General features: G+C 70.5%; 15 protein-coding genes. 10 read left to right on the top strand and 5 right to left on the bottom strand.

Annotation, left to right across the window (positions count from 1 at the left end; all coding sequences use genetic code 11):
• Positions 1-57: 57 nt before the first annotated feature.
• On the top strand, positions 58-1,113 hold the full coding sequence (locus BLT28_RS20535; protein WP_083383771.1) for a PPE domain-containing protein: 1,056 nt from the start codon (positions 58-60) through the stop codon (positions 1,111-1,113).
• Positions 1,114-1,182: 69 nt separating this feature from the next.
• Here the strand turns inward: BLT28_RS20535 and BLT28_RS20530 are convergent, their stop codons facing one another.
• The 3 genes from BLT28_RS20530 to BLT28_RS42065 form a co-directional block, all read right to left on the bottom strand.
• The gene (locus BLT28_RS20530; protein WP_030430552.1) at positions 1,183-1,959 is read right to left on the bottom strand and encodes a maleylpyruvate isomerase family mycothiol-dependent enzyme; all 777 of its coding nucleotides are present in this window, start codon (positions 1,957-1,959) and stop codon (positions 1,183-1,185) included.
• A 63-nt stretch (positions 1,960-2,022) separates the two neighbouring features.
• Entirely contained in the window at positions 2,023-2,496 is a 474-nt protein-coding gene (locus BLT28_RS20525; protein ID WP_081900408.1) for a hypothetical protein, read from the bottom strand.
• Positions 2,493-2,843, bottom strand: coding sequence for a CAP domain-containing protein (locus BLT28_RS42065; protein WP_231950359.1), 351 nt, complete (start codon positions 2,841-2,843; stop codon positions 2,493-2,495). The genes BLT28_RS20525 and BLT28_RS42065 overlap by 4 nt, the downstream gene beginning before the upstream one ends.
• Positions 2,844-2,883: 40 nt before the next feature.
• Here BLT28_RS42065 and BLT28_RS42060 point away from each other — a divergent pair, with 40 nt between their 5' ends.
• The 9 genes from BLT28_RS42060 to BLT28_RS20480 all read left to right on the top strand — a co-directional run bounded on the left by BLT28_RS42060 (position 2,884) and on the right by BLT28_RS20480 (position 11,227).
• Entirely contained in the window at positions 2,884-3,255 is a 372-nt protein-coding gene (locus BLT28_RS42060) for a hypothetical protein (protein ID WP_231950358.1), read from the top strand.
• 39 nt (positions 3,256-3,294) lie between these two features.
• The gene (locus BLT28_RS20515; RefSeq protein ID WP_030430549.1) at positions 3,295-3,588 is read left to right on the top strand and encodes an acylphosphatase; all 294 of its coding nucleotides are present in this window, start codon (positions 3,295-3,297) and stop codon (positions 3,586-3,588) included.
• A 35-nt stretch (positions 3,589-3,623) separates the two neighbouring features.
• Positions 3,624-3,989: a hypothetical protein gene (locus BLT28_RS20510; protein ID WP_030430548.1), complete on the top strand. Its 366-nt coding sequence runs from the start codon at positions 3,624-3,626 to the stop codon at positions 3,987-3,989.
• A 135-nt stretch (positions 3,990-4,124) separates the two neighbouring features.
• The gene (gene smc, locus BLT28_RS20505; protein ID WP_030430547.1) at positions 4,125-7,724 is read left to right on the top strand and encodes a chromosome segregation protein SMC; all 3,600 of its coding nucleotides are present in this window, start codon (positions 4,125-4,127) and stop codon (positions 7,722-7,724) included.
• 34 nt (positions 7,725-7,758) lie between these two features.
• Positions 7,759-8,106 (top strand): LppU/SCO3897 family protein, encoded by a 348-nt coding sequence (locus tag BLT28_RS20500; protein ID WP_030430546.1) that lies wholly within the window; start codon positions 7,759-7,761, stop codon positions 8,104-8,106.
• Positions 8,107-8,212: 106 nt separating this feature from the next.
• Positions 8,213-8,617, top strand: coding sequence for an LppU/SCO3897 family protein (locus BLT28_RS20495; RefSeq protein WP_156051103.1), 405 nt, complete (start codon positions 8,213-8,215; stop codon positions 8,615-8,617).
• Between the two features lie 60 nt (positions 8,618-8,677).
• Positions 8,678-9,112 (top strand): hypothetical protein, encoded by a 435-nt coding sequence (locus tag BLT28_RS20490; protein WP_043812156.1) that lies wholly within the window; start codon positions 8,678-8,680, stop codon positions 9,110-9,112.
• A 48-nt stretch (positions 9,113-9,160) separates the two neighbouring features.
• Positions 9,161-10,702: a phytoene desaturase family protein gene (locus tag BLT28_RS20485; protein ID WP_030430543.1), complete on the top strand. Its 1,542-nt coding sequence runs from the start codon at positions 9,161-9,163 to the stop codon at positions 10,700-10,702.
• Positions 10,703-10,777: 75 nt separating this feature from the next.
• Complete coding sequence (locus BLT28_RS20480; protein ID WP_030430542.1) at positions 10,778-11,227, top strand: hypothetical protein; 450 nt, start codon at positions 10,778-10,780, stop codon at positions 11,225-11,227.
• 28 nt (positions 11,228-11,255) lie between these two features.
• Here the strand turns inward: BLT28_RS20480 and BLT28_RS20475 are convergent, their stop codons facing one another.
• Entirely contained in the window at positions 11,256-11,576 is a 321-nt protein-coding gene (locus BLT28_RS20475; protein ID WP_030430541.1) for a GNAT family N-acetyltransferase, read from the bottom strand.
• A 97-nt stretch (positions 11,577-11,673) separates the two neighbouring features.
• The gene (locus BLT28_RS20470) at positions 11,674-13,170 is read right to left on the bottom strand and encodes a sodium:solute symporter (RefSeq protein ID WP_030430540.1); all 1,497 of its coding nucleotides are present in this window, start codon (positions 13,168-13,170) and stop codon (positions 11,674-11,676) included.
• Between the last annotated feature and the right edge of the window lie 8 nt (positions 13,171-13,178).

The raw sequence follows: 13,178 nt of genomic DNA, 5'->3' as shown, positions 1-13,178 counted from the left end.
ACGAGTACGGCACAACAAGCGACACGGGGGGACGACGTGGACGTTAACCGCAATTGGATGGCCATCCCGCATCTGACTCTGTACAACAAAATTCATGAGGGGCCCGGCCCTAACGGGCATCTGGCTTCCATGCTGTACACGGCTGAGCTCATGAAAGCCCTCGGAGAAACGAGTATGAGCCTGTCCAGCGCCCTGACCTCGCTGGGTGCGGTGTGGGAAGGCGAAGCGGCGGAGCGGGCGACGGGGAAGATTAGCTCGCTGAAGTCGTGGACGGCGGCGGCGTGCCAGAGCACGCACGGGCGGGGGCAGAGCATCGCGGACCAGATGAATGCGTTCGTGCACGCGCGGAATTCGATGCCGGAGCCGAAGGACGTGCCGTCATTGGAAGAGTTGGGCAAGAGCAACGCGTTGCGCGATCTGTTCCAGCTGAAAGAAGACCGGGAGATTCTCGAAGGCGCCGCGAACGAAGCGCATCGGGAGGCGGCGCGCGTGATGCAGGCGTATGCGGATGCGGTGAACAAGCCGGTCCCGGACTATGACGAACCGCCTCGATTCGGTGGTGGGGACCCGGGTGGGCCGAAGCCGGGGCCGGGTGGGATCGGTGGTGGTGGCCGGGCGATCACCCGTCCGCGGGGTGGGGATATCGGCGCGGGTCAGCAGATCAGCGAGGACGGTGGCGGTGCTGTGGTGCCGCCGATTCCGGACCAGCGGGGTGAGCAGGGCCTGGAGTTGCCGGACGGCAAGCTGGGCGAGGTGCAGCAGGCCAGCTACACGCCCCCGCCCTCCACGCTCGGCGGCGGTGGTGGCGGCCTGGGGTCGATCACTGGGCCTGGTGGGGCCGCGGTGGGCGGTGGTGCGGGTGCGGCGGTGGGAGGCCTGGTGCCGCGCGCGGGACTGCCGGTGAGCACGCCCTCGACGCAGCCGCTGGCGGCTCGGCCGGTGCCGCCTGCGGTCAGGTCCACGGGCGGTGCGGGTGGGCGGCCGGGGTTCATGCAGCCTGCGTTGGGTGCTGGTCAGCGGGATGAGGATCAGGAGCACGAGCGTAAGTACGAGATCACCGACGACATCGTGGGTGAGTTGCCGATGGTCGCCCCACCCGTGATCGGCGAGTGAGCACCCGCAGGTAGGGACGGGCGGCGACGGCTGTGTGTGGGACTGGAGGACGGGGGAACCCGCGCTGGGTCACACCGGCGGGACGATCTTGGAGTAGCGGTCGAGCACCGCTCGGTCGCCGGTGATGGTGAGGCGGTCTGCGGGGACGCGGTTCCACAGGAACAGGAGCAGGTCGGAAGCCGTCCCCTCGAGTTCCACGTGAGCGGGTGCGTCCACGAAGCGCGCCTCGGAGCCGGTGAACTCGACGGTCCAGCCGCGCCGGCCATCGGTCAGCTGGACGCGTTCGCCTGCTCCGTCGGAAGCGGGTCGCATGTGCCGCCACGCGGGGACGAGAAGGTCGAAGTGCTCGGTGATGGCCAACGCGGCGTGCTCGTCGTCGATCGGCCACGCGTCCCCGAACGCGTTCTGCGCGTCCCACCGGTGCAGCGCGGCCTCGGTCGACTGCATCCGAACCCAGAACCCGACGGTCTGGTCCGCGGTCCACGTCCACACGGGTGTGTCCGGGGGAGCCGCGCGGAAGGCGTCGGTGAGCGCGGCGGCGCCTTCGGCGAACCAGTCGGCAAGCCCGGCGGGCACCGGCCCGTGGTTGGGTGCGTCGTCCAGGCTCGGCCAGCGTTGCCAGTCCGGGTTCTCCACCCGGAACTGCGTCCCGTGGACATCGGGCGGGGCGGTCAGTCGGTCGGACACGATCGACGTCACCACGCGGTGCACGTAACCGAGGTGCAGTGCGAGGTCAGTCAGTGTCCACTGTGGACACGTAGGCACGATCGGAGCCTGCTCGACCGACCGTCGCACCGCCTCCTCGAACGCCACGACCTCACGCTGGAAGCACGTCAACCACTCCATGCGCCCAGCGTCCCACCGCATCCGTTGCGGCGCCCGCACTTCTGCCCTTAGGGGAGAACCGGATCAGGTCGTGCTCGTGGTGTGCGACGTGCTCGACGACGTGGTGGTCGGCGTGGTGGTGATGGGCTTGGCCGACGTCGTGGTGGTCACCGGCGGCTGGGTGGGGCTGTTCGTCGTCGGAGGCGGAGGTGGTGGGGGCGGCGGGTTGCCCGGTTCCGGCGGAGGTGAGACGCCGTTGCTGGAAGTGGTCGACGGTGCCGTGGTGCTGGACGGGCTGCTCGTCGACGAACTCGGCGTCGTGGTGGTGCTCGACGTGGTCGTGGTGGTCGGACCGGGCACCACGGGCGCGTCGGAGACGCGGTCGCCCCGCACCGGGTCGCTGCCGCCGGAGGTCCTGCCCTGCTCGGCGGCGGAGGTGGTGACCAGAGTGGCGACGGTGGCGAACAGGGTCGCCGTGGCCAGCGCGACGGCGCCGAGCACGGCGGTGCCCGGAACGCGCTGGCCCTGCTTCACCGGTGCGACCGCATCGGCGCTCACCTGCCGAACACCTGCGTCCACACCCAGCCGCGGGTGTCCAGGCCCATGCCCAGTGCGGTGAACCGGCAGTTCAAGATGTTGGCCCGATGGCCGGACGACTGCATCCACGACTCCATGACCTGTTCGGCGGAACGTTGACCCTTGGCGATGTTTTCACCGCCCGGCCGCGGATACCCAGCCGCTCGCGCCCGATCGACGAACGAAGCGCCGTCCGGTGAGGTGTGTGAGAAATAGTTACGCTCCGCCATATCGGCGCTGTGCCGTTGGGCGGCATTTGCCAACCGTTCATCGATTCGCAGGGCTGGACAGCCCGCTTCGGCACGGGCGTGGTTTACCAGCTCGGCCACTTTCGCCGCTGGTCCCGAAGGTACCGGCGGTGGTGCCGGGGTGCTCCGGCGCGGCGGGGTGGTGCTCGGCTGTTCGGGCGGTGGCGCCGGAGTGGACTCCGTGGATCGGCTACTCGTAGTAGTCGTCGGTGGGGTCGTGGTGGGGCCCGCCGTCGTCGTCGGCGCGGTCGTCCCGGAAATGGGGGACGAGGTCGGTGGCGGGCTCGTGCCGGTGGACCCGACCGGATCTTCCGGAGCGGTGACCGCCCTGGTGGAGCCCTTGTCGGCGAGGAGAACCGAGTCCTGCCCGCCGAGGAGGGACGTCGCCCCGGCCGCCACGGCGCCAACCAGCACCGCGACCAGTCCGGGCACGAGCGAGGAACGACGTGCGCGCTGTCCGGCCACGGCGCTGGACCGTACCACTAACGAGTGATGCGTGTTGTTGTCGTCGTCGCCCTTCGCGTTCGGCAGGATGTCGCGGGTGAGCGAGGAAGACGCCGTGCGGCTGACCGCCTGGGTGCACGGCCGCGTCCATGGAGTCGGTTTTCGCTGGTGGGCCCGGGCCCGCGCGCTCGAGTCGGGGCTGGTAGGGGCGGCGACGAACCTGCGGGACGGTCGCGTCGAGGTCGTCGCGGAGGGGCCGCGCTCCGACTGCGAGCGGCTGCTCGGCCTGCTGCGGTCCGGGAACACCCCCGGAACGGTCACCGCGGTGGTGGAGCGCTGGTCGGCGGCACGCGGCGGGCTCACCACCTTCGTCGAGCGCTGACGCCGCCGCGCCGCAAGATCAAGTAAAGTTGAGGCATGTCGACGTCGCACCCCCCAGGTGCTGCCGCCTCCGTCACCCGCGCGCTGGAAGAGATCGGGGATTTCGAGGTCCTGCTCGTCCTCACGCACGTCTTCTGCGGCGTCGAGACGGAGGAGGAACTGCTGGCCACGGCGGGGCCGCGACGCGACGAGGCGAAGGAACTGCTCCAGCGGATGATCGAGTACGGTTTCCTGGAGCGCCGCCCCCGGCTGCAGCGCTCGACCATGGCCTGGGCCTACGAGGTCACTCGCAAGGGTGAAGAACTCCGCGAGGTGGTGACCTTGCTGGAGCGCTTCGGCGAGCGGTGGGCGGGTCCTGACGCGGAGCTACTGCCGTACCCGAGGGAGCGCGTGGCGCGCTGACCGCGTGCCGCCTGCCCGGAGCACGCGCGCCCTGCGGTTATCCTCCACCGGATACCACGGCCGCCGGTCCAGACCGAAGATCCGCTTGCGGGATCGAGCGTCGGCACCGGGAACTGACAGCGGGAGCGGGCGCGCGTGCACCTCAAGAGCCTGACGCTGAAGGGCTTCAAGTCCTTCGCCTCGGCGACGACCCTGCGCTTCGAACCGGGTATCACCTGTGTCGTCGGCCCCAACGGCTCCGGCAAGTCCAACGTCCTCGACGCCCTGGCCTGGGTGATGGGCCAGCAGGCGGCCAAGGCGCTGCGCGGCGGGAAGATGGAGGACGTCATCTTCGCCGGCACCACCGGCAAGGCCCCGCTCGGCCGGGCCGAGGTGACGCTGACCATCGACAACTCCGACGGCGCGCTGCCGATCGACTACACCGAGGTCTCCATCACCCGGCGGATCTTCCGCGACGGCGCCAGCGAGTACGAGATCAACGGCAACAGCTGCCGCCTGCTCGACGTGCAGGAGCTGCTGTCGGACTCCGGCATCGGCCGGGAGATGCACGTGATCGTCGGCCAGGGCCGCCTCGCCGAGATCCTGCAGTCCAAGCCGGAGGAGCGGCGCGCCTTCATCGAGGAGGCCGCCGGCGTGCTCAAGCACCGCAAGCGCAAGGAAAAGGCGCTGCGCAAGCTCGACGCGATGCAGGCCAACCTGACCCGGCTCACCGACCTCACCGCCGAGCTGCGCCGCCAGCTCAAGCCGCTGGGCAAGCAGGCCGAGATCGCCCGCAAGGCCCAGACCGTGCAGGCCGACCTGCGCGACGCGCGCCTGCGGATCTACGCCGACGACCTGGTCAACGCCCGTTCGGAGCTGGCGAAGGACCAGGCGGACGAGGCGCAGGCGCGGGCCCGGCGCACCGAGGTGGAGCGGATGCTCCAGTTCGCCCAGAACGAGCAGTCGGAGCTGGAGGAGAACCTCGCCCAGGACGCGCCGCTGCTGGCCGCCGCGCAGGAGACCTGGTACCGGCTGTCCGCGCTGGAGGAGCGGCTGCGCGGCACCGTGCGGCTGGCCCAGGAGCGGGCCCGGCACCTGACCGCCCCGCTGGAGCAGCACCGCGAGGGGCGCGACCCGGAGGAGCTGGAGCGCGAGGCCGAGGAGGTCGCCGAGCAGGAGCTGGAGCTCCAGGAGGGCGTCGAACAGGCCAGGATGCTGCTGTCCACGGCGCTGGAGACCCGCTCGGAGCTGGAGCAGGAGCTCAAGGCTGCCGAGCGCGAGCACATGGCGGCCGTGCGCGCCGTCGCCGACCGCCGCGAGGGCCTTGCCCGGCTCGGTGGCCAGGTGGAGGCGCTGCGCAGCAAGACCGGTGCGACCGCCGAGGAGATCGAGCGGATGTCCGTCGCGCTCGCCGAGGCCAGGGAGCGCGCCGAGCAGGCCCAGCTGGAGTTCGAGGAGACCCGGGCCGAGACCGGGGTCGAAGAGGACGCCGACACCGGCCTGGCCGGGCGCAAGGACGCCGCGGTCGAGGAGCACCGCCAGGCGCGGGCGCGGGTGGAGGAGCTGGTCGCCGCCGAGCGCAAGGCCGAGCGGGAGATCGCCTCCTGGAAGGCCCGCGTCGACGCGCTGTCCCTCGGCCTCAACCGCAAGGACGGCGCGGGCGCGCTGCTGGCCTCGGCCGGGAAGCTGCCCGGGTTGCTCGGTTCGGTGGCCGCGTTGATGACCGTGGAGCCGGGTGCCGAGGTCGCGCTGGCCGCCGCGCTGGGTGCCATCGCCGACGCGGTCGCGGTCGCCGCTCCCTCGGATGCCGTTGCGGCACTTGAACTCCTGCGCACCTCCGACTCAGGGCGCGCCGGGATGCTGATCGGTGGCGGTGTCGAGCCGGAGCGCTCCGGCTGGCCGGTGCTGCCGCCGGGCGCGCGCTGGGCGGTGGACCTGGTGCAGGCACCGCAGGCGCTACGTCCCGCGCTGACCCGCGCGCTGGATCGCCTGGCCGTGGTCGACGACCTCGCCGCGGCGCGGGCGCTCGTGGAGCGCTTCCCCGGCGTGCGCGCGGCCACCGTCGAGGGCGACGTGCTCGGCGCGGACTGGGCCGTCGGCGGTTCCGGGCGCAGCCAGAGCGTCATCGAGGTCCAGGCCGCGGTCGACGAGGCGCGCGACAAGCTCACCGAGGCGGAGCGCGCGCTGGAGCACTACGGCGCCGCGTTGCAGGGCGCGCGCGAGGACGAGAAGGTGCGCCGCGCCGCGGTCGCGGAGATCCAGGAGCAGGTCAACGACTCGCGCGTGCAACGGGCGCGCAGTGCCGAGCGCCTGTCGCGGATGGCCAAGGCCGCGAGCGCCGCGCAGGCGGAGGCGGAGCGCCTGGCCGCGCAGCGGCAGAAGGTGGAGCAGGCCCGCGAGGAGGCGCTGAGCAAGCTCTCCGAGCTGGAGGAGCGGTTGCTCGCGGCCGAGTCCGAGCAGGTCTACGACGAGGAGCCGGACACCCAGCGCCGGGACGAGATCGCCACGCAGCTGGCCGCCTCCCGGCAGGAGGAGGTCGAGGCCCGGCTGGTGCTGCGGACCTCCGAGGAGCGGGCCCGCGCACTGCTGGGCAAGGCCGACCAGCTGCGCAGGGCCGCGCGCAACGAGCGCGAGGCGCGTGAGCGGGCCGAGCGCGCGCGGGCCGCTCGGGTGCGCAGCGCGAAGGTCGCCGAGGCCGTGGTGCGCGGGGGCGAGACCGCGCTGGAGCGGATCGCGCTGTCGCTGGCTCGGGCGGCCGCCGAGCGCGACGAGGCGCAGTCGCGGCGCACCGAGCGCGAGGCCGCGTTGAACAAGGTGCGCAGCCGGGTCCGCGAACTCTCCGGCGAGTTGGAGAAGCTGGTCGACGCGGTGCACCGGGACGAGGTGCTGCGCGCGGAGCAGCGGCTGCGGATCGAGCAGCTGGAATCCAAGATCACTGAGGATTTCGGCATCGGCCTCGACGACCTGGTCGAGGAGTACGGCCCGATGGTGCCGGTCCCGCCGAGCGCGCCCGAGATGGCCGAGTACGAGGCGGCCAAGGAGCGCGGCGAGGACGTCAGCCCGCCCCCGCCGCTGCCCTTCGACCGCGCCACCCAGGAGCGCAGGGCCAAGCGCGCGGAGAAGGACCTGGCGCTGCTGGGCAAGGTCAACCCGCTGGCGCTGGAGGAGTTCGCCGCGCTGGAGGAGCGCTACAAGTTCCTCTCCACGCAGCTCGAGGACATCAAGGACACCCGTCGCGACCTGCTGACCGTGGTCAAGGAGGTCGACGACAAGATCCTTGAGGTCTTCACGTCGGCCTACGAGGACGTGGCGCGCGAGTTCGAGACCGTCTTCAAGACCGTCTTCCCCGGCGGCGAGGGCAGGCTGCTGCTCACCGACCCGGACGACATGCTCACCACGGGCGTCGAGGTCGAGGCGCGGCCGCCGGGCAAGAAGGTCAAGCGGCTGTCGCTGCTCTCCGGTGGCGAGAAGTCGCTCACCGCGGTGGCCATGCTGGTGTCGATCTTCCGCGCCCGCCCCTCGCCGTTCTACGTGATGGACGAGGTCGAGGCCGCGTTGGACGACACCAACCTGCGCAGGCTGATCGGCCTGTTCGAGCAGCTGCGGGAGAAGTCCCAGCTGATCGTCATCACCCACCAGAAGCCGACCATGGAGATCGCCGACGCGCTCTACGGCGTGACCATGCGCGGCGACGGCATCACCCAGGTGATCTCGCAGCGGTTGCAGCGGCCCGCCGCCGCGCCCGCCGCCGACTGACGACCACCGCACCGCACCCCAGGGAGAGACCGGAGTGGACACTCCGCAGGACGCGCCTCGGCGTTCGCCGCTGAAGCTGATCGTCGCGATCGTCGTGCCGCTGCTGGCGATCGGCGTCGGCGTGTACTTCTACGTCACCTCGGCGGGCACCGCGAAGGTCGGTGACTGCCTGCGGGACGGCGCGACCGCCGACGCGCCGATGTCCAAGGTGGAGTGCGGCGAGGGGGCCGACTACCGGGTGGTCGGGCGGCTGGAGGGCAGGAAGAAGGACGACAGCGGCGAGAGCAGGCCGTGCGAGCGGTTCCCGACGACCGCCGTCACCTACTGGGAGGGCGACGAATCCTCCGGGAACCTGCTCTGCCTCGAGCCGTACCACCCGTGACACCGAATCCGTAACACACGGGTGAAAACAGTTCCGTTCCTGCCTCTTTCCATGGATGATGAGCGCCCGCTTGACGCGGATTTCACATCTCTTGGAAAGAAGTCCAGTGAGCACTCCTGAGAACATGCCGGAAGCCACCGAGCAGGCCGAGCAGCCCGCGAAGAAGAAGCGGTCGCCGGCGAAGCTGATCATTTCGATCCTGATCCCGGTCGCGGTGATCGGTTTCGGCGCCTACAGCTACTTCACCTCGGTGGGGAGCACCTCGAAGGTCGGGGACTGCCTCTCCGGTGAGATCACCAGCGACCCGAAGTCGGCCGAGAGCATCAAGAAGGCCGAGTGCGGTGCGGGCGCGACGTACAAGGTCGTTGGCCGGATCGAGGACAAGCTGCAGAACGAAGGCGGTGCCGACGGCGCCATCTGCGAGCCGTTCGCGACCGCGGAGTACGTCTACTGGGAGGGCACGAAGGGCGGCAAGGGCAACTTCCTCTGCCTGGAGCCGTTCAAGGCGTAACGCGATTCACGAGTAGGCCCGGTGCGACTTCTGCGCGTCGGGCCTATTACTTTGTGGCGCATGTACCAGCAGCCGTACCCGCAGCAGCCCCATCCACAGCAGCAGATGCCGCCACAACCGGGTTTCGGGCGGCTGGTCGTGGACACCTCGTTCAACCCGATGAACTGGTTCCTGTTCTTCAAGAAGCCGACTTTGGTGATCAATGGGCACGCCCGCGAGGTGGAATGGGGCCAGGTGCCCGTCGACCTGCCCGCCGGGCAGCACAACATCCAAGTCAGCTTCTTCTACCTGGGCAAGCCGCGCGGCGTGGCCAGGGCGACGATCCCCGTCCAGCCCGGCCAGGTGCAGCCGGTGTTCTACCGGGCGCCCGCGCACATCATGACCGGCGGCGCGCTCGGCCCGGTCCGGCCTGCGACCCCGGGGATCGGGATGACCTGGGCGATGATGGGCGTCCTGTTCGCGCTGCTCCTGCTCAATGTTCTGATCTACGTGTGACCCGACTGGTCCTGGTCCGGCACCGCTCCGGTCGGTGAGGATCGCGGGATGCGCTGTGACGATGACGTCGTGGTTGTCGGTGGTGGGCACAACGGCCTGATCGCCTCGATCCTGCTGGCCAGGGCCGGGTTGTCGGTGCGGCTGCTGGAGCGCGCGGAGCACCTGGGTGGTGCCTCCGTCGGCAGACGGGTCTTCCCGGGCCTGCCCGCTCGGCTGTCCAAGTACTCGTACCTGGTCAGCCTGTTCCCGGACGCGCTCGCGGCTGAGCTGGGGTTGCCGCTGACGCTGCGGTCCCGTGCGGTGTCCTCCTACACGCCGACCGTCCGCCACGGCCGGCCGATGGGGTTGCTCGTCGAGCGCGAGCCGGGAGCGGCCACGGAGGCGTCCTTCGCGGAGCTGACCGGTTCCGGTGCGGCATGGCGGGCGTGGACCTCCTTCTACGACCGCGTCTCGGCGTTCGGCGCAGCGCTCGGGCCCGCGCTGCTCGGCCCGTTGCGGCGGCGTTCCGAGCTGCGTGACGAGGTCGATCCGTCCACTTGGGACGATCTGGTCGAGCGGCCGCTCGGCGAGGTCCTGGAGCGGGAGTTCGCCGACGACCTGGTGCGCGGGGTCGTGGCGACGGACGGGTTGATCGGGACGAACGCGTCGCTGCACGACTCCGCGGCCAACCGCTGCTTCGCTTACCACGTGATCGGCAACGGCACCGGCGAGTGGCGGGTGCCGGTCGGCGGGATGGGCGCCCTGGCCGACGCGCTCGAACTCGCCGCGGTCGAGGCGGGCGTCAAGGTGTCCACCGCCACGCCCGTGCTGGCCCTGCACGAGCACGGGGACCACGTGGAGGTGGTGACCGAGACCGGGTCCACCTCGGCGCGGTGGGTGCTGTGCGCGGTTGCTCCGTCCACCGTGGACCACTTGCTCGGCAGGGACGCGGCGAAGCCGGAAGGCAGCCAGCTGAAGGTGAACATGCTCCTCAAGCGGCTGCCGCAGCTGCGGAGCGGCATCGATCCGGCTGTGGCCTTCGCGGGCACGCTTCACCTGGAAGAGGGTTATGCGGACCTGGAGCGGGCCTATCGCCTCGCGCAGGAGGGCACGTTGTCCGATCCGCTTCCGTGCGAGGTGTACTGCCACTCGCTGACCGATCCGAGCATCCTGGGGGACTTGGCCGAGCGCGGCTACCACACGCTCACCCTGTTCGGGCTGCACGCGCCCGCCCGTCTGTTCACAGTGGACGGTGCGCGGGAACGCGCGACCGAGGCGGCTGTCGCGGCGCTGCAAAGCCACCTCGCCGAGCCGTTGGCGGACTGCCTCGCCGTGGACGCGGACGGAAAGCCGTGCCTGGCCGCGGAGTCGCCGCTGGACCTGGAGCGCGACCTCGGCATGCCGGGCGGGCACATCTTCCACGGCGACCTCGACTGGCCGTGGCGTGACGACGACGAGCCCGCCGAGACACCGGCACAACGGTGGGGCGTGGCGGTTCCCGGGGCGAATCGCATCATGCTGGCCGGTGCGGGCACGCGGCGCGGCGGCGGAGTGAGCGGCCTGGGCGGCTGGCACGCCAGCAACGCGGTGCTGGAGGGCAGGCCGGCGTGAGAAGTCCGCGTTCGCGGCACTTCCCAGGCAGGCCTAGACAACCCGCCAAGATCACCACGCCGTAGGCTTGCCCGCGTGAGCGCGGAGAGCGGAAAGCTGATCGTGCACGCCACCTACCACCGCCGCCTTCAGCGCGAGCTGCCGAACGACACGTCGGGCGCGAGGGTGCTGGTCGCCGACCGCGGTGAACTCGCCGAATGGGGCGGGACCGCGACGTTCGAGCTGCCGGAGGGCTCTTACGAGGTGTCGGCCGCGGTCAGCCGCACCGAGGCGGACTTCCTGGGGGAAGGCGAGCACGAGGAGACCGTCTACGGGGAGGCGCGCACCATCGTCCTGGTGCCCGCGGGAGGGAGCGCGGAGCTGTACTACGCGCCGCCGTGGACCTCGTCCGGCCCGGGAGCGCTCGCCACCACTCGTCCTCGCACGGGCGGCCTGCGAGCGCTCCTGCCGGTCTTCGCGGCACCGCTGGTGATCGTGGCCATCGTCGCGATCACGCTGGCGATCCTCGCCGCGGTCCTGCTCTAGTTGCGATGTCCGCGAGCCGCGGAACCGGCTAGTCGACCTTGGCGGCGGCCATGACGCGCATGCGGTCGACCGGGTCGACCAGCTCGACGTAGTCCGGGTGACGGCGGACCCAGCCCGCCACGAACGGGCACAGTGGACGGACGATCAGGCCGTTGACGCGCGCGGAGTCCAGCGCCGCCCTGGCCAGCTCGCCACCGACGCCCTGACCCTCGAACGCGGGCTCGACCTCGGTGTGCGTCAACAGGATCTTGCCGCCGAGCCGGGCGTACTCCAGGTGTCCGGCGAGCGCTTCGCCGACGCGGGCTTCGAACCGGGTGCGGGCTGCCACCTCGGTGACCACGACATCCATGGGTGCTCCTCTCGCCGCGAACCGCTGCGAATGGAGCATGCAATGCCGGGCACGCGCTCGCCATTCCAGCGCGTGCCCGGCATCGGTGTGCTGACCGCTACTTGGCGGGGACCTCGGCCTCGACCGCCTCCGGCGCGTTCGTGCTGTGCCGCAGCGACAACAGCCCGCCGACAACGAGGGTGATCAGCACGCCCAGCGGCGGGTACCACGGGTAGGCCAGCGCCAGCTCCTTGGCACCGACCGGGAACTTCACCGTGAGGATGATCGTGGCCATACCGATCACGGTCACCACGAAGGCCACCAGCGCGTCGCCCTGCCGCGCCTTCTTGAAGATCAGGCCCAGCAGGAACGAGCCGAGCAGCGCACCGTAGGTGTAGCCGGTGATCGACAGGCCCTGTTCGACGATCGGGTTGTTCTTGCTGGTGAACAGCGAGGCGAAGCCGATCAGCAGGCCGGCCCAGACCACCGTCCAGATCTTGCCCTGGCGCAGGACCTCCGCGTCGGTGAAGGTGCGCTTGGAGACCTTCTGCAGCACGTCGGTGACGGTGGAGGAGGCCAGCGCGTTGAGCGAGGAGCTCATCGCCGCGGCCAGGATGCTGGCCAGCATGAAGCCGGAGACGCCCGGCGGGAGCACGTTGATGATCACGTGCGGGAACAGCTCGTCGCTGGCGGCCATGCCCATCGACGCCGGGGTGGCACCCTTGAACAGCGCCCAGATCATCACGCCGATGAACAGGAACAGGCCGAACTGGAAGAACACGATCACGCCGGAGCCGATCAGCGCCTTGCGGCTGTCCTTGAGGTCCTTGCAGGACATCAGCCGCTGCACGATCAGCTGGTCGGAACCGTGCGAGGCCATGGACAGCACGGCGCCGCCGAGAATGGCGGTGATGATCGCGTACGGGCTGGTCAGGATGTCGGCGGAGAAGTCGAGCAGCTGGAACTTGCCCGCCTCGAACGCCTGGCCGAGCCAGCCGTCGGGGAGCTTGCCCGCGAGCACGGCGATCACCGCGAAGCCGCCGACGATGTAGACGCCGAGCTGCACCGCGTCCACCCAGACCACCGCGCGCACGCCGCCGATGTAGCTGAACACCAGCATGCCGACGCCGGTGACGAGGCAGATCGCCCAGTACGGGGCGTTGATGTCGTAGGCGGCGAGCAGCACCTTGATCGGGATCGCGGTGGCGAACAGCCGCAGGCCGTCGGCGAGCAGGCGGGTGAACAGGAACGTCACCGACGCCGTGCTCTGCAGCTTCGAGCCGAACCGCTTGCCCAGGTAGGCGTAGGCGGTGACCAGGTTGCCGCTCATGTACTTCGGCAGCAGCACGAAGGCCACCACGATGCGCCCGAGCAGGTAGCCCAGCGCCAGCTGGAGGAAGGTGAACGTGCCCAGGTACGCGACCGTGGGCACGCTGATCACGGTCAGCGCGCTGGTCTCGGCGGAGACCACCGACAGGCAGACCACCCACCAGGACATGGGTTTGTCGCTGACGAAGTAGTCCTTCGAGGAGCGTTGCCGCCCACCGAAGAGCACTCCGAGCAGCGGCATACCGATCAGGAACGCCGCGACGATGATCAGATCGAGAGCATGCATGGCCTCTC

The organism is Allokutzneria albata (assembly GCF_900103775.1).
GTDB lineage: Bacteria > Actinomycetota > Actinomycetes > Mycobacteriales > Pseudonocardiaceae > Allokutzneria > Allokutzneria albata.
The sequence above is the reverse complement of the archived record's forward strand: the minus strand, read 5'-3'. Positions and strand labels throughout refer to the sequence as shown.